A 21,716-nucleotide genomic window follows, 5' to 3' on the forward strand; every position below is an offset into this window, starting at 1 on the left:
GATTACCAATGAGTTATAGCTGCAGATTGAGAAAAGGTGCTGACCGTCGGGCGGCCGTCATTATTTTGTCTGATTTAACACCTGAAGCATCGCTGCCGTTTGCGCATCGGGCAGGCCATCGAAGCGCGAAGGGCGGAAGCGCATCTGGAAAGCGGCGATCACGTGGCGCGTCGCGACGTCCAGTTCACCGGTCTGCGGCGTGGTGTAGCCGAAGCGGGCCAACTGCTCCTGGAACCAGCCGACGCTCGGTAATTGCGCGCTGAACTGCGCCTGCTGGCGGGCCGCGGCCTGCTCATTCGGCCAGACGCCAAGGCCTTCGGCTGCCAGGCGTTTCCAGGGGAAGAGGGGGCCAGGGTCGAGCTTGCGCAGCGGGGCGATGTCGCTGTGCCCGATGATGCTGCGTGGGCTGATGTTGTTGCGTTTGCTGATGTCCTTGAGCAGGACGATCAGCGACTGTACCTGGGCTTCGCTGTAGGGGTACCAGTAGCGTTTGCCGTCCGGCGTTTCCTTGAACCCCGGATTGACGATCTCGATGCCGATGGAGCTGGAGTTGAGCCAGGTGCGGGTTTGCCATTCACTCTCGCCGGCATGCCAGGTACGCTGGCTTTCATCGACCAGTTTGAAGATGGTGGCATCCTTGTCGTCGCCGATCAGGTAATGGCTGCTGACTTCGCCGTGGGTCAGCAGTTGCAGCGAACGTTGCAGTGATGCAGAGGTGTAGTGAACCACCACGAACTGAACGCGGTTGTCGTGGTTGGCCGAAGGGTGGCTGGTGTCGAACTTCGGCCCGCTGGCACAACCGGACAGCAGGATCAGCGAAGCAATGAGGGCGAGATATTTCATGGCAAAGACAACGCGCAAAGACAGTAATGCAACAGTGTAACGTACTGCATTGCGCTTTGACGCCGAACCCGGCCCATTTCAACAAAATGGGACAAATGGCCGGTCAGCCGAGTTCGACGCGGTTGCGACCGGCATGTTTGGCGCGGTACAGCGCCTGATCGGCTCTTTTCAGCACCAGATCGCTGTGCTCACCCGGCCTGAAGGCCGTCACCCCCATCGAAACGGTAATGGTCACCGGCTCACCCTTGAAGTGGAACGGGCAGGCTTCGATGGACGCGCGCAGCTTTTCCAGCAGTTTCGCCCCCACCGCCGCAACGGTGCCCGGCATCAGCAGGACAAACTCTTCACCGCCGAAGCGGGCGATGAAATCGGTGCCGCGCAGGCGTTTGCGCAACACGCTGGCGATGATTTTCAGCACCTTGTCGCCCGCCAGGTGCCCGTAGTTGTCGTTGATGCGCTTGAAGTGATCGAGGTCGAGAATCGCCAGCAGCAAGGTATTGCCGTGTTGCTGCCATTGGCCGATTTCGTAATCCAGCCGTTCGCTCCAGGCCGCTCGGTTGGGCAGGCTGGTCAGCGGGTCGATCAAGGCTTTCTGGCGTTGCTCCTCGAGGTGCTCGCGGTAGCCCATCGCCTCCTGTTCCATGTGCGCCACGCGTTCGGCCAGGCCCTTGAGGCGGGCGGAGACTTCCTGCTCGCGTTCGTCCCGTTGCTTCTGGTGCTGGTCCATGGTCCCGAGCAGGCCTTCGAGGTGGTTCTCCAGCACGTGCTTGAGATCGTCGAGGTCTGCGGCTTCCTGCACGCTGCTTTGCAAGCCATCGACCTGCTCACGGATCTGCGTGTCCATTTCCCGGGATGCCGAGAGGTTGTCGGCGTGACCGTCGCTGGCCGCCTTGAGGTTGCTCTGGAACGACTCGAGCCGCTCGTTGAGCTGTTGCAGATAGACTTCGAATTCATGCTGGCCGCTGTCGTTGATGGCCAGCATCAACGTCGCCAGGTCGTCGAGAATCGGCAGCAACTCGTACCAGTTCAAGCCGTTTTGCAGGCGATCGCGCATGGCCTCGGCTTGCGGCCGATGACGCTCGGGCAGCGACAGGTCGTCCAGCAGGCCGAGCAGGGTGTCTTCGATGTGCTTGGCAACAGAGCTGTAGGACGGCTCCGGCGAATCGGGCAGCGCGTACAGAATGTCGTGCTCGGGTTGCTCCGGGTCGATGGCGGCCAATGCCTGGGCCATGGCCGGCGGCAGCGGCAGGCGGTCGAGAAACACCTCGGGGGTGAGTTCGTCCGGGTTGTCCTGTACCGGGGCCGAGGGCACTGGCTCAGCCGGCACAGCCTCTGGCAGCTGTGCATCCGCCGGCTCCGGCGTTGGTGCAGGCGGGGCTGGCTCAGGCTCATGCACCGGTGGAACGAATGCCACGACTTCAGCGGGCGGCGCTGTTACGGGGCGCTCTTGCACGGCTTGTGGCGCGGTCTCGGCCGGCTGTTCGAGTGATGGCGTCGGGACAGAGACTTCGACCTTCGGCGCGGGCTCGACCGTTGCCGGTGCTGGCGCGAGGGCTTGCGCTTCAGGCGGCTCGTCGATCTCTGCATCGCGCGCCGCAGTTTGCACGGGCACTTCGGCAACGGCGGCCGGCGAGGGGGCTTCCTCATTTTCGCGATGGCCGAACAGGCGTTGCAGCAACCCCGGCCGCCCTGGCTCTTCCGGATGCTCCAGCTGATTCAAGGCCTTGCCTTGCAACCCGCTCAGCTCTCCGAGCAGCAGTGGCATCTCGCGGGCCTGGCTGACGCGTGAGTCGAGGGTCTTGGCGAATTTTTTCAGCGGCCGGGCAACGTCCCTGGGCAACGGCAAGGTTTGCAGTTGGGTCACCAGCGCATTCAGCGCGGCGCTGGTCTGGTTGACCCGGGTTTCGCGGCGCTGCTCGGAATCGAGCACGGCTTTTTCCAGGCGCGGCAGCAATGCCGCCAGGCCCGCGTCCATTTCATCGGTGCGGATGATGTCGCGCATTTCCTTCATGCACTGGTCAACCGCGCGGTCGGTGCCTTCTGCCGCCAGGGTGCTGCGCACCAGCCCGCGTCGCAACAGGTCGAGCCGTGCGTCCCAGCGGCGCTCGAGCTTTTCCTGTTGTTCGATGCTCTTGAGGTATTTCTCTTTCCAGCGCTGTGTTTCGTCGCTCATTCATGGGTTCCGCGAAGGGCAGGACTCAACGCGGGCAATGCATCGGCCGTGAGCGAACCCGGCAGACGAATCTCTACCGCGACCGGCAGGTGATCGGAAATGGGTTGAGCCAGCACTTCGACTTTTTCCAGTGTCAGCGTCGGGCTCAGCAATATGTGGTCCAGGCAGCGCTGTGGGCGCCAGCTGGGGAACGTCGCTTCCAGTTGCGGTGCCAGCAGGCCGAGATCGCGCAACGGGGAGTTTTGCAGCAGGTCATTGGCGTGGGTGTTCATGTCACCCATCAGCACCTGATGTTTGTAATCGCCGATCAACTCGCGAATGTAGGCCAGTTGCAGGCTGCGGGTACGAGCGCCGAGTGCCAGGTGCATCATCACTACCACCATGGCTTCGGGACCTTCGCCGAAACGCACGAGGATCGCCCCGCGACCCTTGGGCCCCGGCAGCGGATGGTCTTCGATGGCCCACGGGCGCAGGCGGCTGAGCACGCCATTGCTGTGCTGGCCGAGGCGACCGAGGTTGCGATTGAGTTGCTGGTACCAGTAGGGGAAGGCGCCGAGTTGGGCCAGGTGTTCCACTTGATTGACGTAGCCTGACCTCAGGCTGCCGCCATCGGCTTCCTGCAAGGCGACCAGATCGAAGTCGCCCAGCAGATTGCCGATCTTTTGCAGATTGTCGGCACGCCCGGTGTGCGGCAGCAGGTGCTGCCAGCCTCGGGTCAGGTAGTGCCGATACCGCTCGGTGCTGATACCGACCTGGATGTTGAAGCTGAGCAAGCGCAGACGGCTGTCTGCGGGCAGGCCCGTGGATTCCAGGTGATGGTCGTTGACCCGCGGATCATGCAGGCCGACGACGCGTTCAGTTCCCCAGCGGCGCATGGCGGTCGCCGCGCTTAGTTGGACGCAGCCTTGTTGGCCGCTCGTTCCTTATCGACCAGTTGGTCGGCCAGTTGCAGCGCTTGTTCGGCGCCGCCGGCGGAGCCGATGTCAAAGCGATACTTGCCGTTGACGATCATGGTGGGAACGCCGGTGATCTGATACTTCTTGGCCAGCTCACGGGCCTGAACGATTTTGCCCTTGATGGCGAAAGAGTCGAAGGTGGCCAGGAACTTGTCCTTGTCTACGCCCTGGGTGGCCAGGAAGTCAGCCATTTCGTTCTTGTCGACCAGCTTCTTGTGTTCTTTCTGAATAGCGTTGAACACCGCCGCGTGAACGTTGTGCTCCACGCCCATGGCTTCCAGGGTCAGGAACATCTGGCCGTGGGCATCCCATGGGCCGCCGAACATGGCCGGGATACGGACGAAGTTGACGTCCGAAGGCAGCTTCTCGACCCACGGGTTGATCACCGGCTCAAAGGCGTAGCAATGCGGGCAGCCGTACCAGAACAGCTCCACCACTTCGATTTTGCCAGGCACTGCGACCGGAACCGGGTTGGCCAGTTCAACGTACGAGTCGGGATGGGTTTCGGCGGCTTGGGCAGTCATGCCGAACAGGCTGGCAGCGACGAGTGCGGCGCTGATGATCAGATTACGCATGCTTTACTCCTGGAGAATTTGGGTCGCCTCGCGCGACCTGTTTTCAGACAGGTCTGTGCGGGCTCGAGTTCTGTAGTGTAACGGCAGCGGCCACAAAAAAGGGCGGCCGAAGCCACCCTTTTTATACTTGTTGCGACAGATTAATGGAGCGTTAACGTAACCGGAGATGTAAGCCCGGCACGCCGCCCGATTCGCCGTCTTAGTGCAGGCCCTGAATGTAGCTGGACACTGCGGCGATGTCTTCGTCGCTCATGCGCTTGGCAATGCTCTGCATTGGCTTAGCGTCGCCGTCGTTGTTACGACCGCCTTCTTCCTTGCGGAAATCGGTCAGCTGTTTGGCAACGTATTGAGCGTGCTGGCCACCCAGGTGCGGGAAGCCGGCAGCGGCGTTGCCCGCGCCGTTGGGAGCGTGGCAGCCGGTGCAGGCTGGCAGGCCCTTGGCCAGGTCACCACCACGGAACAGTGCTTCACCGCGAGCCACGATTTTAGGATCGGCGGCGCCCACGCTACCTTTCTGGCTGGCGAAGTAGGCGGCGATGTCGGCCATGTCCTGGTCGCTCAGGTTGGTCAGCAGGCCGGTCATTTCCAGTACCGTGCGTTTGCCGGACTTGATGTCGTGCAGCTGCTTGGTCAGGTAACGTTCGCCCTGACCTGCCAGTTTCGGAAAGTTAGGCGCCATGCTGTTGCCATCCGGGCCATGACAGGCACCACAGACTGCGGCTTTCGCCTGGCCAGCTGTTGCGTCACCTGCAGCATGGGCTATGCCGGAGATCCCCACGGTCAACAGCAGACTCACGATCAATTTGTTCATCAGCTAATCCAACTACGGCTAAGGGTTAAAGAGTTATGGACCGGAATCACTCGCTCATCCACTGGATGATGGCTCGGTAATCCTCGGCACTGCAGTCCATGCACAAACCACGCGGCGGCATCGCCTTGAAACCCTGGGTCACGTGTTGCACCAGCGTCTCCATACCTTTCGCCAACCTCGGCGTCCAAGCTTCCTGATCGCCCTTGCGAGGCGCCAATGGGAGTTGGCCAGAATGACAGGCACCACAAACACGGTTGTACACAGCTTCCGGATCCTGTGTAGCCTGAGCGCTGTAAAGCGGTATCAGTACTCCGGCGACCAGCAGCCATTTCGTCATAAAACGACCTTTTCAGGGTTGAGAGCGTTCTGCGTTCTAATGCGCAATCAAGGTCAATCGCTCTCGTGAACTTCATCCTACGCTGGGACAAAGCGCACACAAAATCTGCGGCATTATATACTGGCGCTACTGAAACGGAAGAGACACGCTGCCGCGTCCCCTCCCTGACGCCGCCCACATCGGAAATCCCATGCAATTCAAAAACCCCATCCTCGGCCTGTGCCAACAGTCCACCTTCATGCTCAGCGCTGCCAAAGTCGACCAATGCCCGGACGACGAAGGCTTCGAAGTGGCCTTCGCCGGGCGTTCCAACGCCGGTAAATCCAGCGCGCTGAACACCCTGACCCATGCCAGCCTGGCGCGGACTTCGAAAACGCCGGGTCGCACGCAACTGCTCAATTTCTTCAAGCTAGACGATGATCGCCGTCTGGTCGACTTGCCGGGCTACGGCTACGCGAAAGTGCCGATCCCGCTCAAGCAGCACTGGCAGCGCCACCTGGAAGCCTATCTGGGTGGGCGTGAGAGCCTCAAAGGGCTGATCCTGATGATGGACATCCGTCATCCAATGACCGACTTCGACCTGCTGATGCTCGACTGGGCCGTGGCCAGCGGCATGCCGATGCACATCCTGCTGACCAAGGCGGACAAGCTGACCTACGGCGCGGCGAAAAATACCCTGCTCAAGGTGCAGTCCGAGATCCGCAAAGGCTGGGGCAACACGATCACCATCCAGCTGTTTTCGGCGCCAAAACGCATGGGCCTGGAAGAGGCCTACACTGTACTGGCGGGCTGGCTGGAACTGGCGGACAAGGGCGCGGAGCCTGTCGAGGAGTAAATCGCAGGCAAAAAAAACCCCGGACTTCTTATGGGGAGGGGGAAGTTCCGGGGTTCAAGTTCCGGACCGCTAGGGCGGGGTCCGAATATCTGCCAACACTTAACACAACATAGGAGCATTGAACGGCTTCACCAGCCATTCAGTTACTCTGAGTCGTGGTTCACAGGTTTAGTTCCAGAGGTTCAAAAACCATTTGTAATAAGGCGGATGGTTTTCCGAAATAAGTGCCTGCTTGAGCTGCCGCGACACTATGCCGCGGCAAAATTTCCCTGAAAAAGGGGATCAGTGGGCTTCATCCCAGTTGTTTCCCACCCCAACCTCCACCAGAAGCGGCACATCCAGGGTCGCCGCCTGGCTCATGTGCTGGCGAATTTCCTCACTCACCTGCTCGACCAGATCCTCGCGCACCTCCAGCACCAGTTCGTCGTGCACCTGCAGGATGACTTTGGCGTCCAGCCCCGAGCTGGTCAGCCAGTTATCCACAGCCACCATGGCTTTCTTGATGATGTCTGCTGCGGTTCCCTGCATCGGCGCGTTGATCGCCGTGCGCTCGGCGGCGGCACGCTCCTGCGGCTTGTTGGAGTTGATTTCCGGCAGGTACAGGCGGCGGCCGAAGAACGTCTCAACGTAACCCTGTTCCGCCCCCTGGGCGCGGGTGCGGTCCATGTACTGACGCACGCCGGGATAGCGGGTGAAATAGGTGTCGATATAGGCCTTGGCGGTCTTGGTGTCGACACCGATGTCCTTGCCGAGCTTCTGCGCGCCCATGCCGTAGATCAGGCCGAAGTTGATCGCCTTGGCGCTGCGCCGTTGGTCGGAGGTCACGTCGGCCAGCTCTGCCTTGAATACCTCGGCGGCCGTCGCGGTGTGCACGTCCAGATTGTTGCGAAAGGCATTCATCAACCCTTCGTCCTGCGACAGGTGGGCCATGATTCGCAGCTCGATCTGCGAATAGTCGGCCGCCAGCAGCTTATAACCGGTCGGGGCCACGAAAGCCTGGCGGATACGTCGCCCTTCGGCAGTGCGCACCGGGATGTTCTGCAGGTTCGGATCAATGGAGGACAGGCGCCCGGTGGACGCCACCGCCTGTTGATAGGAGGTGTGGATACGCCCGGTGCGCGGGTTGATCTGCTCTGGCAGGCGGTCGGTGTAGGTGCTTTTGAGCTTGCTCATGGAACGGTATTCCATCAGCACCTTGGGCAGCCGGTAGTCTTCCTCGGCCAGTTTGGCCAACACCTCTTCGGCGGTGGACGGCTGGCCCGTGGCGGTCTTCTTCAACACCGGCAGGCCGAGTTTCTCGTAGAGGATTACCCCCAGTTGCTTGGGCGAGCCCAGGTTGAACTCCTCACCGGCAATCTCGAAGGCTTCACGCTCCAGCGCGACCATCTTGTCGCCCAGTTCGATGCTCTGCACGCCCAGCAGCGCGGCATCGACGAACGCGCCCTGGCGCTCGATGCGCGCCAGCACCGGTACCAGCGGGATTTCGATGTCGGTCAGTACGCTGGCCAGGCTCGGGATGGCGGACAGCTTGTCGAACAGCGCTTCATGCAGGCGCAGGGTGATATCGGCCACTGCGGCGGCATAAGGGCCGGCCTGCTCCAGGGCGATCTGATCGAACGTCAATTGCTTAGCGCCTTTGCCGGCGATGTCCTGGAAGCTCACAGTGGTTTGATCCAGGTACTTCTGAGCCAGGCTGTCCATATCGTGGCGAGTGGCAGTGGAGTTGAGCACGTAGGATTCGAGCATGGTGTCGAAGGCGATGCCACGCACGGTGATGCCATTTGCCGGATCACCGCCGATGGCGCAGTTGGCCAGGATGTTCATGTCGAGTTTGGTGTGCTGGCCGACCTTGAGCTTGCTTGGGTCTTCGAGGAGCGGCTTGAGGGCTTTCAGTACCGTGTCACGATCCAGCTGCTCTGGCACGCCAATGTAGGAGTGGGTCAGTGGCACGTAGGCCGCTTCGTTGGTCTGGACCGCGAACGACACGCCCACCAGCTGCGCCTGTTGTGCGTCGCCGCTGGTGGTCCTAGTATCAAAAGCGATCAGCTTGGCGTTTTTGAGCTTCTGCAACCAGACGTCGAAGCGTGCCTGATCGACGATGGTCTCGTAACGGGTTTCGCTGGTGTGCGCCGGCGGTGGCGAATCGGCCAGGCCTTCGCTGGCCGTGAACAGGTCGATCACCGGCTCAGGTTCGGCGGCGGTGCTCAGTTCGACGCGCTTGGCATCGCGTTGCAGGTCGTTCAGCCAGCTCTTGAATTCGAGCAGCTCATACAGCTCGGTCAGCTTGGCCGGGTCTTGCGGGCCCATTTGCAGGTCGTCGAGCTCGACGTCCAGCGGCACGTCGACCTTGATGGTCGCCAGCGCGTAGGACAGGAACGCCATTTCCTTGTGCTCTTCGAGCTTGGCCGGCAGGGTTTTCGCGCCGCGAATCGGCAGGGTCGGAACGATGTCGAGCTGCGCATACAGCTCGGTCAGGCCACCGTTGACGCCCACCAGCAGGCCGGAAGCGGTCTTCGGGCCAATGCCCGGAACGCCCGGGATGTTGTCGGAAGAGTCGCCCATGAGCGCCAGGTAGTCGATGATCTGCTCGGGAGCGACACCGTATTTCTCTTTCACGCCTTCAACGTCCAGCGCGCTACCGGTCATGGTGTTGACCAAGGTAATGTGGCCATCGACCAGCTGCGCCATGTCCTTGTCGCCGGTGGAGATGATCACCGGCCGGTCAGCGGCGGCGCTGCTGCGCGCCAGGGTGCCGATCACGTCGTCGGCTTCGACGCCTTCGACGCACAGCAGCGGAAAGCCCAGGGCCTTGACGCTGTCGTGCAGCGGCTGGATCTGCACGCGCATGTCGTCGGGCATGCTCGGGCGGTTGGCCTTGTACTCGGCGTACATTTCATCGCGGAAGGTTCCGCCCTTGGCGTCGAACACCACGGCGAAGGGGCTGTCCGGGTACTGCTTGCGCAGACTCTTGAGCATGTTCAGCACACCTTTGACCGCACCGGTCGGCAGACCTTTGGAGGTGGTTAAAGGTGGCAGGGCGAAAAAGGCGCGGTACAAATATGAAGAACCGTCCACCAGGACGAGGGGCGCTTGGCTCATGAGCAGGATCAACCTTTTCGGCGGGTCCGGCGCTAGAATAGCGGGACCGTTGACGACAAAGGGACAAGGTTATCATGCGTACACTAAATCGCCTGTTGCTGGCTGGCTTGTTTGCGATCTCTCCTGTCGCCGTCATGGCGGCGGACGATGCGCCGTCGCCTGAGCCGGATGTCACCATTCGCACGGAAGGCGATAATACGATCAAGGAGTACCGCCAGAATGGCTTCCTGTACGCCATTCAGGTCACACCGAAAGGTGGCAAGCCGTATTTTCTGGTGCGCGCCGATGGATCGGACGGTAATTTCATCCGCTCGGATCAGCCGGATATGCTGATTCCGTCGTGGAAGATTTTCGAATGGAAATAGCTTCCCGCACGTAGTTTCTTAATTTCAATCGGCGCTCGCCCCCTGGCGGCGCCCGTACTGGCAGTTAAAACATGTCTGTGTTCACCCCGCTGGCTCGGCCCGAGCTGGAAACCTTTCTCGCCCCATACGGGCTCGGCCGCCTGCTTGATTTCCAGGGGATCGCCGCCGGTAGCGAAAACACCAACTTCTTCATCAGCCTGGAGCAGGGCGAATTCGTCCTGACCCTGGTCGAGCGCGGCCCGGTGCAGGAGATGCCGTTTTTCATCGAGCTGCTGGACGTGCTGCACGAAGCCAATTTGCCGGTGCCCTACGCCCTGCGCACCACCGACGGCGTCGCCCTGCGCGAGCTGGCCGGCAAGCCTGCGCTGCTGCAACCGCGCCTGGCCGGTAAACACGTCAAGCAAGCCAACGCCCAGCACTGCGCCCAGGTCGGCGAGCTGCTCGGTCACCTGCACCTGGCGACCCAGGCCAACATGATCAAGCGCAAGACCGATCGTGGCCTCGACTGGATGCTGGAAGAGGGCAGCCAACTGCTGTCGCATCTGAACGCCGAGCAGAGCGACCTGCTGCAACGGGCGCTGGACGAAATCACCCAGCAGAAAGCGAAAATCCTCGCGCTGCCACGGGCCAACATCCACGCCGACCTGTTCCGCGACAACGCAATGTTCGAAGGCACCCACCTGACCGGGCTGATCGACTTCTACAATGCCTGCTCCGGCCCGATGCTCTACGACGTGGCGATCGCCCTCAATGACTGGTGCTCGGACGACGACGGCCTGCTCGACGGCCCGCGTGCCCGTGCGCTGCTCGGTGCCTACGCGGCGCTGCGGCCCTTCACCGCCGCCGAAGCGGAGCTGTGGCCAACCATGCTGCGAGTAGCCTGTGTGCGCTTCTGGCTGTCGCGCTTGATCGCTGCCGAGTCCTTCGCCGGGCAGGACGTGTTGATTCACGATCCGATGGAGTTCCAGTTGCGCCTGGCACAGCGGCAGAAGATCAGCACACCCCTGCCTTTCGCCCTGTAGGCGCGGGTACGCTCCGGGCGCTGTTTCGACGATGCAAATCAGCTGAGCCGCCTGCCCGGAGCCATAGTGGCCTTTCATCCAATTGTCATATTTCAGCCATAGAGTGTTCACATGGCCTGCCGATACTTGGCCCCGACTTAAAACACCTATCTGCTAGGAGTAAGGCATGAAACTGAAGCGTTTGATGGCGGCAATGACTTTTGTCGCTGCTGGCGTTGCGACTGCCAACGCAGTTGCCGCTGTTGACCCTGCTATCCCGAGCTACACCAAGACCACCGGTGTGTCGGGCAACCTGTCCAGCGTCGGCTCCGATACCCTGGCCAACCTCATGACCCTGTGGGCTGAGAACTACAAGAAAGAATACCCGAACGTAAACATCCAGATTCAGGCCGCTGGCTCCGCCACCGCGCCACCTGCGCTGACTGAAGGCACCTCCAACTTAGGTCCCATGAGCCGCAAGATGAAGGACACCGAACTGGCTGCCTTCGAGCAGAAGTACGGTTACAAGCCAACCGCTATCCCGGTTGCCGTGGACGCCCTGGCTGTATTCGTCCACAAGGACAACCCGATCCAGCACCTGACCATGGAACAAGTCGACGCGATCTTCTCGTCCACTCGTCTGTGCGGCGCTAAAGCCGACGTGAAAACCTGGGGCGACCTGGGTGTGACCGGCGACCTGGCCAACAAGCCAGTTCAACTGTTCGGCCGTAACTCGGTATCCGGCACCTACGGCTACTTCAAGGAAGAAGCCCTGTGCAAAGGCGACTACAAGGCTAACGTGAACGAGCAACCAGGTTCGGCTTCGGTCGTACAGTCGATCAGCTCCTCGCTGAACGGCATCGGTTACTCGGGTATCGGTTACAAAACCGCCAGCGTGAAAACCGTGGCCCTGGCCAAGAAAGGCGGCACCGAGTTCATCGAAGACAGCGAAGAAAACGCCCTGAACGGCAAGTACCCTCTGTCCCGCTTCCTCTACGTTTACGTCAACAAGGCTCCGAACAAGCCTCTGGCCCCGCTGGAAGCCGAGTTCGTGAAGCTGGTTCTGTCCAAGCAAGGTCAGGAAGTGGTTGTGAAAGACGGCTACATCCCACTTCCAGCCAAGGTTGCTGCCAAAGCACTGGCTGACCTGGGTCTGCAGGAAGGCGGCGCTGAAGTCGCAAAGAAGTAACAAACTGAGTCCGGGGTGAACCCCACCGGACTCAAATGGGGGCGGCAGTAAGCAATAGCCGCCCCCATACACTTCAAATTTCAATCCACTGCTGGCTAGCGCCTGCGGCGGATTTGTCGCGTCACTGCATTGTCATCTTTCTGTCATACAGGATCGCTAGGGTGTGCGCATGAATGATCTGGCCAATTCCAACATGACTACAAATCCCCCCAAGCGGATTGATTTCAATACGCCTGAGTTGCAACGCAAGCGCCGCATTCGTGCGCTGAAAGATCGCCTGACCCGTTGGTATGTGCTCGTTGGCGGCCTCGCCGTACTGGGTGCGATCACCCTGATTTTCTTCTTCCTGGCCTACGTCGTCGCGCCCCTGTTCCAGGGTGCCAGCCTGACCGCCAAGGACACTATTACCCCCGCCTGGATGCAGGACGCCGGCAAGCCGTTGATGATCTCCCTGGAAGAACAGAACCAGGTGGCCATGCGGGTTTCCGACAAGGGCCAGGCGTTGTTCTTCGATATCGACAGTGGCGCTGAGCTCAAGCGCGTCGATCTGCCGGTTCCAGCCGGCGCCAGCGTCGCCTCCATCGGCGAAGATCAGCCAGGTCATCCGCTGGTGGCCGTGGGCCTGTCCAATGGTCAGGCGCTGGTGTTCCGCCACACGTATAAAGTCAGCTACCCCGATGGCAAGAAAACCATCACCCCGGCCATCGAGTACCCGTACGGCGAAGCGCCGATCACGCTGAACGAGGCGGGCGGGGCGCTGGAGCATGTCAGTCTCAATGCTACCGATACCACGCTGATGCTGGTGGGCTCCACCGGTTCGCAGCTCAATGTTCTGTCGCTGACCAGCGAAGAGAACATGATGACGGGCGAAGTCACCAACGAGCAGAAGCGCATCGAGCTGCCGCAAATGACCGAGCCGGTGAAACAGATCTTCGTCGATCCGCGTCAGCAGTGGCTGTACGTGATCAACGGTCGCGCCCAGGCCGACGTGTTCAGCCTGCGCGACAAGAGCCTCAACGGTCGTTACAAGCTGCTGGAAAACGGCGAAGCGCAAGTCACTGCCAGCACTCAGCTGGTGGGCGGTATCTCGCTGATCATCGGTGACTCCAAGGGCGGCCTGGCCCAGTGGTTCATGGCCCGCGACACCGATGGCGAACAACGCCTGAAGCAGATCCGCACCTTCCAGATGGGCACCACGCCTATCGTCGAAATCACCGCCGAAGAGCGCCGCAAGGGTTTCATCGCCCTGGACGCCGCCGGCCAGCTCGGCGTGTTCCACAGCACCGCGCACCGCACTTTGCTGGTGGATCAGGTGGTGGACGGCCAGGGCCTGTTCGGCCTGTCGCCACGGGCCAACCGCGTGATCGTCGAAGCGGGCGGGCAGATCAAGCCGCTGCTGCTCGACAACCCGCACCCGGAAGTCTCCTGGAGCGCGCTGTGGAGCAAGGTCTGGTACGAGAACTACGACGAGCCTAAATACGTCTGGCAATCGACCGCGGCCAACACCGACTTCGAACCGAAGCTGAGCCTGTCGCCGCTGACCTTCGGTACCCTGAAAGCTGCGTTCTACGCCATGTTGCTGGCCGCACCGCTGGCCGTAGCTGCTGCGATCTACACCGCGTACTTCATGGCCCCGGGCATGCGCCGCAAGGTCAAGCCGGTGATCGAGCTGATGGAAGCGATGCCGACGGTGATCCTCGGCTTCTTCGCCGGTCTGTTCCTCGCGCCGTATGTGGAAGGGCACCTGCCGGGCATCTTCAGCCTGTTGATGCTGCTGCCGATCGGCATCCTGATCGCCGGTTTTGCGTTCAGCCGCCTGCCTGAGTCTGTACGCCTGAAAATCCCTGACGGTTGGGAAAGTGCCCTGCTGATCCCGGTGATCCTGTTCGTGGGCTGGTTCTCGCTGTACATGAGCCCGTTCATGGAGAACTGGTTCTTCGGCGGCGACATGCGCATGTGGATCTCCCACGACCTGGGCATCACCTACGACCAGCGCAACGCTCTGGTGGTCGGCCTGGCCATGGGTTTTGCGGTCATTCCGAACATCTACTCCATCGCCGAAGACGCCGTGTTCAGCGTACCGCGTGGCCTGACCCTGGGTTCCCTGGCCCTGGGCGCCACGCCGTGGCAGACCATGACCCGCGTGGTGATCCTCACCGCCAGCCCGGGCATCTTCTCGGCGCTGATGATCGGCATGGGCCGTGCGGTCGGCGAAACCATGATCGTGCTGATGGCCACCGGCAACACCCCGGTGATGGAGATGAACCTGTTCGAAGGCCTGCGCACCCTGGCGGCCAACGTCGCCGTGGAAATGCCCGAGTCGGAAGTCGGCGGCAGCCACTACCGCGTGCTCTTCCTCTCGGCGCTGGTGCTGCTGCTGTTCACCTTCGTCATGAACACCCTCGCGGAACTGATTCGTCAGCGTCTGCGCAAGAAATACTCGTCGCTTTAAGAAAGGTAGAAGTCTGTGAAACAGAACTCCCTGAAAGGATGGTTCAAGAGCGGCGCCCCCGGTGTCTGGATCAGCGGTGGCGCGGTGTCCATCGCGGTCATCATGACCATTGGCCTGCTGGCGGTGATTGCCGTGCGTGGTCTGGGTCACTTCTGGCCGGCCGATTTGATTCACGCCAGCTACGACGTGCCCGGCCAGGGCCAGCACCTGGTCGTCGGCGAAGTGGTGCAGAAAGAAGAAGTGCCGCGTGCGCGCCTGAAAAGCGCTGGCCTGCCGGTGCCCGACCAGGGCCCGGAGTTCATGACCCGTGAGCTGATCAAGGTCGGCAACCGAGACCTGAACGGCAACGACTTCACCTGGATCGTCGGCGACTGGCTGACCAACCAGACCACGCCTGTGGAACTGATGGCCATCGAGCGTCGTGAGTGGGGCAACTTCTACGGTTACCTGGTCAACGTCAAGCAGGACGGCAAGGTCGTCGCTGAAGGCGAAGCAGCGTGGCCGGAGCTGCAAGCGCGGATCGACCGGGTGAACAAGCTCGCCGCCCAGCTCAAGACCATCGAGAAGTCCGACATCGGCGCGATCAACTCGGGCCTGGAGCGCATTCGTCTGCACGGCCGCAAACTGGAACTGGAAGGCAAGCTGAGCCCGGCGGCGCAAGCGGACATGGAATCCGAGCGTGCCGAACTCAATGCCCGTTACCAGGAAATTGAAGCGCGCCTGAGCGATCTGCACACGCAGTTCAACCGTGACGCGCTAACGGCCCGTGATGCCAACGGCAAGGAAATCGAAATCGGCCTGGGCAAGGTGGTTCACGCCTATCAGCCGAACGCCATGGGCACCCTGACCAAGGTCGGTTTCTACTTCAGCAAGGTCTGGGAATTCCTCAGCGACGATCCGCGTGAAGCCAACACCGAAGGCGGGATCTTCCCGGCGATCTTCGGCACCGTGATGATGACCCTGATCATGGCGATGATCGTCACCCCGTTCGGCGTACTGGCGGCGGTGTACCTGCGTGAATACGCCAAGCAGAACGCGCTGACCCGGGTGATCCGCATCGCGGTGAACAACCTGGCCGGTGTGCCGGCGATCGTCTATGGCGTGTTTGGCCTGGGCTTCTTCGTCTACGTGCTGGGTGGCTCGGTCGACCGTCTGTTCTTCCCCGAAGCGCTGCCGGCACCGACCTTCGGTACGCCGGGCCTGCTCTGGGCGTCCCTGACCCTGGCGCTGCTGGCGGTGCCGGTGGTGATCGTGGCCACCGAAGAAGGCCTGGCGCGGATTCCGCGGACCGTGCGCGAAGGCTCGCTGGCCCTCGGTGCGACCAAGGCTGAAACCCTGTGGAAGATCGTGCTGCCAATGGCCAGCCCGGCGATGATGACCGGCATGATCCTCGCCGTGGCCCGCGCCGCGGGCGAAGTAGCGCCGTTGATGCTGGTGGGCGTGGTGAAACTGGCGCCGTCGCTGCCGCTGGACGGCAACTACCCGTACCTGCACCTGGACCAGAAGATCATGCACCTGGGCTTCCATATTTATGACGTCGGCTTCCAGAGCCCCAACGTCGAAGCGGCACGGCCACTGGTGTACGCCACGGCGCTGCTGCTGGTGCTGGTGATCGCGACGTTGAACCTGTCGGCCGTGTGGATCCGTAACCACCTGCGGGAAAAATACAAAGCATTGGATAGCTGATGCAGCACTGATTTCTGTGTGGGAGCGAGCCTGCTCGCGATTTCCGGCAACGCGGTTTATCCATCAAACCGCAGTGATGCCATCGCGAGCAGGCTCGCTCCCACAAAAAACGAACCGAATTTGTCAGCACAGGGGAGCCTCCCATGCAGCACGAAACCCATTCCCACGGCATCAACATGTCTGCCCTGGGTCGCGACAAGCAGAGCCTGGACCTGGCACAGGAAACCGTGGCCATCGAAGTACCGGGCCTGAGCCTGTTCTACGGCGAGAAACAAGCGCTGTTCGACGTCAGCATGAACATCCCGAAACAGCGCGTGACCGCCTTCATCGGCCCGTCCGGCTGCGGCAAGTCCACGCTGCTGCGCACCTTCAACCGCATGAACGATCTGGTCGATGGCTGCCGCGTGGAAGGTGAAATCAACCTCTACGGCAACAACATCTACCGCAAGGGTGAAGACGTCGCCGAGCTGCGTCGTCGCGTCGGCATGGTGTTCCAGAAGCCCAACCCGTTCCCCAAGACCATCTACGAGAACGTGGTGTACGGCCTGCGCATCCAGGGCATCAACAAGAAGCGCGTGCTCGACGAAGCCGTCGAGTGGGCATTGAAAGGCGCGGCGTTGTGGGACGAGGTCAAGGATCGCCTGCATGATTCGGCACTGGGCCTGTCCGGTGGTCAGCAACAACGTCTGGTGATCGCCCGTACCATCGCCGTGGAACCGGAAGTGCTGCTGCTCGATGAACCGTGCTCGGCACTCGACCCGATCTCCACGCTGAAGGTCGAAGAGCTGATCTACGAGCTGAAATCGAAGTTCACCATCGTCATCGTGACGCACAACATGCAACAGGCCGCTCGGGTTTCCGACTACACGGCGTTCATGTACATGGGCAAACTGGTGGAATTCGGCGACACCGATACCCTGTTCACCAATCCGGCGAAGAAGCAGACCGAAGACTACATCACCGGTCGTTACGGCTAGGCCATCGTGGTTGTTCACTGAACTGACGCTGCGGTCCACCGCACCTTACCGGACGCCCCAAGGACGCCAACAATGATTAGTAAAGAAGGCCTTACCCATCACATTTCCGCGCAATTCAACGCCGAGCTCGAGGAAGTGCGCAGCCACCTCCTGGCCATGGGCGGGCTGGTGGAAAAGCAGGTCAACGACGCGGTCACCGCGCTGATCGAGGCTGACTCCGGCCTGGCCCAGCAGGTGCGCGAGATCGACGAACAGATCAACCAGATGGAACGCAACATCGACGAAGAGTGCCTGCGCATTCTGGCCCGTCGTCAGCCGGCCGCGTCCGACCTGCGTCTGATCATCAGCATTTCCAAGTCGGTGATCGACCTGGAGCGCATTGGCGACGAATCGACCAAGATCGCCCGCCGCGCCATCCAGCTGTGCGAGGAAGGCGAAGCGCCGCGTGGTTACGTCGAAGTGCGCCACATCGGCGACCAGGTGCGCAACATGGTGCGTGATGCGTTGGACGCCTTTGCCCGTTTCGACGCCGACCTGGCGTTGTCGGTGGCGCAATACGACAAGATCATCGACCGCGAATACAAGACCGCCCTGCGTGAGCTCGCCACCTACATGATGGAAGACCCGCGCTCTATCTCGCGGGTCTTGAGCATCATCTGGGTGCTGCGTTCGCTGGAGCGCATCGGCGACCACGCCCGCAACATTTCCGAGCTGGTGATCTACCTGGTGCGCGGCACCGATGTGCGCCACATGGGCCTCAAGCGCATGAAGGAAGAAGTTGAAGGCACAAGTGGCGAATCCGCTAATGTTCCGGGCGAAGCTGACGATAAATAAGATTGCCCTAGTAAAGCGCCCGGTCTTTTTGGCCGGGCGTTTTTGTTTACGGGCAGGATCGGACAGCAGCACCCGCGAACGAAAAGTCCCGGCGTGACTGAAGGTTTATGGCGAAGTGCCATCAGTAAAGCGGTATGCTTGCCAGGATTTTTTAAAGGGGTGATGGATGAGTAAGGTCAGTGTGTTGGTCGTGGACGATGCGTCGTTCATTCGTGACCTGGTGAAGAAGTGCCTGCGCAACTACTTCCCGGGCATTCGCATCGAAGACGCCATTAACGGCAAAAAGGCCCAGGCCTTGCTGGCGCGCGAAGCGTTCGACCTGGTCCTGTGTGACTGGGAAATGCCGGAAATGTCCGGCCTGGAACTGCTGACCTGGTGCCGCGAACAAGACAACCTCAAGACCATGCCGTTCGTGATGGTGACCAGCCGCGGCGACAAGGAAAACGTCGTCCAGGCGATCCAGGCCGGTGTTTCCGGTTACGTCAGCAAGCCGTTCACCAACGAACAACTGTTGACCAAGGTCAAGCAGGCGCTGAACAAGGTCGGCAAACTCGACACCTTGATGAACAGCGCACCGACCAAAATGAATTCAGCCATCGGCAACGATTCCCTGAGCGCTCTGACCGGCGGCAAGCCGGCGGTGGCGGCCGTTGCAACAGCGCCAGCTCCGGCGGCGCCTGCGCCCGCTGCTGCGCCGTCCCGTGGCTTGCTCAACAGCCCGCCGGTGAAGGCGCCAACGCCCGCGGCATCGGCGGCGACCGGCGGTCGTGGCCAGGGTCAGCTGCGTCTGCCCAATGGCGTGCAGCAATGCGTGATCAAGGCCCTGAGCCTCAAGGAAGCGCTGCTGGTGGTCAAGCGTGCCGAAGCGCTGCCCCAGGTGCTCGACAGCGCCGTGCTCGACCTGGAGCAGGGCGAGAGCGCCGAAGTCGCGCGCCTCAACGGCTACCTGCACGCCATCGTCGCCCATGAGCAGAAACCCGACAGCGAATGGCTGCAACTGACCTTCCGCTTCGTCGACAAGGATGCGCAGAAGCTCGATTACCTGTCGCGCCTGATCGCGCGGGGTACGGCGCAGAAGCATTTTGTGCCGGGTGCTTGAGTTTCGCGTTGCCTGAGCTGGCCTCATCGCGAGCAAGCTTGCTCCTACAGTGTTATCAGTGAACCCAAAAACCTGTGGGAGCGAGCCTGCTCGCGATACGACCGACACCGCTTTGAAACCTCTGCCGACTACCCTGGTCCATTGCAGCTGCTAGGCTCATCCCCAGGTATTACTCGACAGAATCCTGCCCATGCTCATGCGCTCGATGTTTTTCTGCGGTCTGTTACTGGCTGGCGCCCAGGCGTCGGCCATGACGATCTACAAGTCCACCGACGCCAATGGCGTGGTCTCCTACAGCGACCGCCCGTCCAAGGGCGCCCAGGTGTTCACCTTTCGTGATCGCATGGTCGAGCACCTCGAGCGCCAGGTTTATCTGGTGATCTCCAAGAAGAAAGGTGCCGACAGCGTCTATGTGCGCAACGACCTGTATGCGCCGGTCGAAATCGAGCTGAGCTTTTCCGGGCTGCAGAACGTCAACGGCGCGCCAAGCCGGCCGATTCGCCGGGTCATGCCGGCCCGCAGCAGCATTCGCCTGGCGTTGCTCACGGCGGCGAACGCTGACAGGCCGCTGGCCTACGTTCCCAAGTTCGAATACTCGCTGGGCGACCCCTCAGGGGCTGCGCTGGCCTACCAATACCCTTACCCCTGGCGGGGTGGCCCGTTCCGCCTGAGCCAGGGCAACAACGGCCAGTACAGCCATTTCGGCCCGAAGAACCGCTATGCCATGGACATCGCCATGCCCGAAGGCACGCCGATCATCGCGGCGCGTGGCGGGGTGGTGGTGAAAACCGAAAATGCCCAGAACGGGCGCGGCAATGACCCGGCGGGCAATTTCGTCCGGGTGCTGCACGATGACGGGACGATGGGCGTGTACCTGCACCTCAAGCAGGGTTCGGTGAGCGTGCGCGAGGGGCAGCGGGTGTCGGTGGGCAGCCCGTTAGCGCTGTCGGGCAACACCGGCAACAGCAGCGGGCCGCACCTGCATTTCGTGGTGCAGCGCAATACCGGGCTGGGGCTGGTGTCGATTCCGTATCAGTTCAAGCAGCCGATGGGGGTGTTGCCCAATTTTGCGTTGGGCAAACAATAGGGGGTGGCAGTTCTGGCCTCATCGCGAGCAAGCTCGCTCCTACAGGGGCGCCCCTCAATCGATCATCAACACCTTGGCCAAAATGATCTTCGGCCCCTTCATCTTCTTGATGATGATGCGCAGGCCCTCGACCTCCAGCACTTCTTCCTCTTCCGGCACGCGCTTGAGCGATTCGTAGACCAGCCCGGCCAGGGTCTCGGCTTCGACGTGGTCGAGGTCGATGCCCAGCAGGCGCTCGACCTTGAACAGCGGGGTGTCGCCGCGCACCAGCAGCTTGCCCGGCTGGTAAGCGAGGATGCCGCGTTCGGCCTTGCGGTGTTCGTCCTGGATATCACCGACCAGCACTTCCAGCACGTCTTCCATGGTCAGGTAGCCGATGACGTTGCCGTCGGCTTCCTCGACCAGGGCGAAGTGCGAGCCGCCCTTGCGGAACTGCTCCAGCAACTGCGACAGCGGCATGTGCCGCGACACGCGCTCGAGCGGGCGGGTCAGCTCGGCCAGGTTGAACGACTCGGGAATGTGGTCCAGGGCCGCCAGTTCCAGCAGCAGGTCCTTGATGTGCAGCAGGCCGACGAACTCCTGGCGGTCGCTGTCATACACCGGAAAGCGGCTGAACTTGTGGCGACGGAACATCGCCAGGATTTCCTTGAGCGGCGCGTTGGACTCCAGCGTCACCAGGTCTTCGCGGGAGTTGGCCCAGTCGACCACTTCCAGCTCGCCCATTTCCACCGCCGAGGCCAGCACGCGCATGCCCTGGTCGCTGGGGTCCTGGCCACGGCTGGAGTGCAGGATCAGCTTCAGTTCTTCGCGGCTGTAATGGTGTTCGTGATGCGGGCCGGGTTCACCCTGGCCGGCGATGCGCAGGATGGTGTTGGCGCTGGCGTTGAGCAGGTAGATCGCCGGGTACATCAGCCAGTAGAACAGGTACAGCGGCACGGCCGTCCACAGCGACAGCAGTTCGGGTTTGCGGATCGCCCAGGATTTCGGCGCCAGTTCGCCGACCACGATGTGCAGGTACGAAATGACGAAGAACGCGGCGAAGAACGACACCGCCTTGATCACTTCGGCCGACTGCACGCCAACGGCTTCCAGCAGTGGTTCGAGGATGTGCGCGAAGGCCGGTTCACCGACCCAGCCCAGGCCCAGGGAGGCGAGGGTGATACCCAGTTGGCACGCCGACAGGTAGGCATCGAGCTGACTGTGCACGGTGCGCAGGATGTGCCCGCGCCAGCCGTTCTTGTCGGCGATGGCCTCGACCCGGGTCGAGCGCAGCTTGACCATGGCAAATTCCGCCGCAACGAAAAAACCGTTGAGCAGGACCAGCAGAAAAGCAAAAAGAATCATGCCGAAGTCGGCGAAGAGTGTCGCGAGGGTCAAACCAGGGGAAGGGTCCATGA

18 protein-coding genes are annotated in these 21,716 nt (G+C 61.5%); 10 read left to right on the plus strand and 8 right to left on the minus strand.

Going from position 1 to position 21,716, the window contains the following annotated elements:
• Nucleotides 1-60: 60 nt before the first annotated feature.
• The 6 genes from ABVN20_RS14185 to ABVN20_RS14210 form a co-directional block, all read right to left on the minus strand.
• A complete protein-coding gene (locus ABVN20_RS14185) occupies nt 61-843 on the minus strand; it encodes an N-acetylmuramoyl-L-alanine amidase (RefSeq protein ID WP_368556356.1) in 783 nt (260 codons plus the stop codon).
• A 103-nt stretch (nt 844-946) separates the two neighbouring features.
• On the minus strand, nt 947-3,016 hold the full coding sequence (locus ABVN20_RS14190; protein ID WP_368556357.1) for a diguanylate cyclase: 2,070 nt from the start codon (nt 3,014-3,016) through the stop codon (nt 947-949).
• Nucleotides 3,013-3,891, minus strand: coding sequence for an endonuclease/exonuclease/phosphatase family protein (locus tag ABVN20_RS14195; RefSeq protein WP_368556358.1), 879 nt, complete (start codon nt 3,889-3,891; stop codon nt 3,013-3,015). Before ABVN20_RS14195 ends, ABVN20_RS14190 begins: the two co-directional genes overlap by 4 nt.
• Nucleotides 3,892-3,905: 14 nt before the next feature.
• Nucleotides 3,906-4,547 (minus strand): thiol:disulfide interchange protein DsbA, encoded by a 642-nt coding sequence (dsbA, locus tag ABVN20_RS14200; RefSeq protein ID WP_368556359.1) that lies wholly within the window; start codon nt 4,545-4,547, stop codon nt 3,906-3,908.
• 199 nt (nt 4,548-4,746) lie between these two features.
• On the minus strand, nt 4,747-5,358 hold the full coding sequence (locus ABVN20_RS14205) for a cytochrome c (RefSeq protein WP_368556360.1): 612 nt from the start codon (nt 5,356-5,358) through the stop codon (nt 4,747-4,749).
• 46 nt (nt 5,359-5,404) lie between these two features.
• Complete coding sequence (locus ABVN20_RS14210; RefSeq protein ID WP_368556361.1) at nt 5,405-5,695, minus strand: cytochrome c5 family protein; 291 nt, start codon at nt 5,693-5,695, stop codon at nt 5,405-5,407.
• Nucleotides 5,696-5,885: 190 nt separating this feature from the next.
• Here ABVN20_RS14210 and yihA point away from each other — a divergent pair, with 190 nt between their 5' ends.
• Nucleotides 5,886-6,530 carry a ribosome biogenesis GTP-binding protein YihA/YsxC gene (gene yihA, locus ABVN20_RS14215; RefSeq protein ID WP_368556362.1) on the plus strand — a complete coding sequence of 215 codons (645 nt, stop codon included), beginning with the start codon at nt 5,886-5,888 and terminating at the stop codon, nt 6,528-6,530.
• A gap of 282 nt (nt 6,531-6,812) precedes the next feature.
• Here yihA and polA read toward each other — a convergent pair whose 3' ends face one another.
• Entirely contained in the window at nt 6,813-9,629 is a 2,817-nt protein-coding gene (polA, locus tag ABVN20_RS14220) for a DNA polymerase I (protein ID WP_368556363.1), read from the minus strand.
• A gap of 74 nt (nt 9,630-9,703) precedes the next feature.
• Here polA and ABVN20_RS14225 point away from each other — a divergent pair, with 74 nt between their 5' ends.
• The 9 genes from ABVN20_RS14225 to ABVN20_RS14265 all read left to right on the plus strand — a co-directional run bounded on the left by ABVN20_RS14225 (nt 9,704) and on the right by ABVN20_RS14265 (nt 20,319).
• Entirely contained in the window at nt 9,704-9,994 is a 291-nt protein-coding gene (locus ABVN20_RS14225) for a DUF2782 domain-containing protein (protein ID WP_368556364.1), read from the plus strand.
• Nucleotides 9,995-10,065: 71 nt separating this feature from the next.
• Nucleotides 10,066-11,016 carry a homoserine kinase gene (locus ABVN20_RS14230; RefSeq protein ID WP_368556365.1) on the plus strand — a complete coding sequence of 317 codons (951 nt, stop codon included), beginning with the start codon at nt 10,066-10,068 and terminating at the stop codon, nt 11,014-11,016.
• A 166-nt stretch (nt 11,017-11,182) separates the two neighbouring features.
• A complete protein-coding gene (locus ABVN20_RS14235; RefSeq protein ID WP_368556366.1) occupies nt 11,183-12,184 on the plus strand; it encodes a phosphate ABC transporter substrate-binding protein PstS family protein in 1,002 nt (333 codons plus the stop codon).
• A 418-nt stretch (nt 12,185-12,602) separates the two neighbouring features.
• A complete protein-coding gene (locus ABVN20_RS14240; protein WP_368557708.1) occupies nt 12,603-14,636 on the plus strand; it encodes an ABC transporter permease subunit in 2,034 nt (677 codons plus the stop codon).
• A gap of 15 nt (nt 14,637-14,651) precedes the next feature.
• Nucleotides 14,652-16,322: a phosphate ABC transporter permease PstA gene (gene pstA / locus ABVN20_RS14245; RefSeq protein ID WP_368556367.1), complete on the plus strand. Its 1,671-nt coding sequence runs from the start codon at nt 14,652-14,654 to the stop codon at nt 16,320-16,322.
• Nucleotides 16,323-16,465: 143 nt separating this feature from the next.
• A complete protein-coding gene (gene pstB / locus ABVN20_RS14250) occupies nt 16,466-17,299 on the plus strand; it encodes a phosphate ABC transporter ATP-binding protein PstB (protein ID WP_368556368.1) in 834 nt (277 codons plus the stop codon).
• Nucleotides 17,300-17,371: 72 nt separating this feature from the next.
• Entirely contained in the window at nt 17,372-18,133 is a 762-nt protein-coding gene (gene phoU, locus ABVN20_RS14255; protein WP_368556369.1) for a phosphate signaling complex protein PhoU, read from the plus strand.
• A 166-nt stretch (nt 18,134-18,299) separates the two neighbouring features.
• Nucleotides 18,300-19,232, plus strand: coding sequence for a response regulator (locus ABVN20_RS14260; protein WP_368556370.1), 933 nt, complete (start codon nt 18,300-18,302; stop codon nt 19,230-19,232).
• 190 nt (nt 19,233-19,422) lie between these two features.
• Nucleotides 19,423-20,319 carry a peptidoglycan DD-metalloendopeptidase family protein gene (locus ABVN20_RS14265; protein WP_368556371.1) on the plus strand — a complete coding sequence of 299 codons (897 nt, stop codon included), beginning with the start codon at nt 19,423-19,425 and terminating at the stop codon, nt 20,317-20,319.
• 54 nt (nt 20,320-20,373) lie between these two features.
• Here ABVN20_RS14265 and ABVN20_RS14270 read toward each other — a convergent pair whose 3' ends face one another.
• Nucleotides 20,374-21,714 (minus strand): hemolysin family protein, encoded by a 1,341-nt coding sequence (locus ABVN20_RS14270; RefSeq protein WP_368556372.1) that lies wholly within the window; start codon nt 21,712-21,714, stop codon nt 20,374-20,376.
• Nucleotides 21,715-21,716 lie beyond the last annotated feature (2 nt).

It is taken from the genome of Pseudomonas sp. MYb118 (genome assembly GCF_040947875.1).
Taxonomy (GTDB): Bacteria; Pseudomonadota; Gammaproteobacteria; order Pseudomonadales; family Pseudomonadaceae; genus Aquipseudomonas.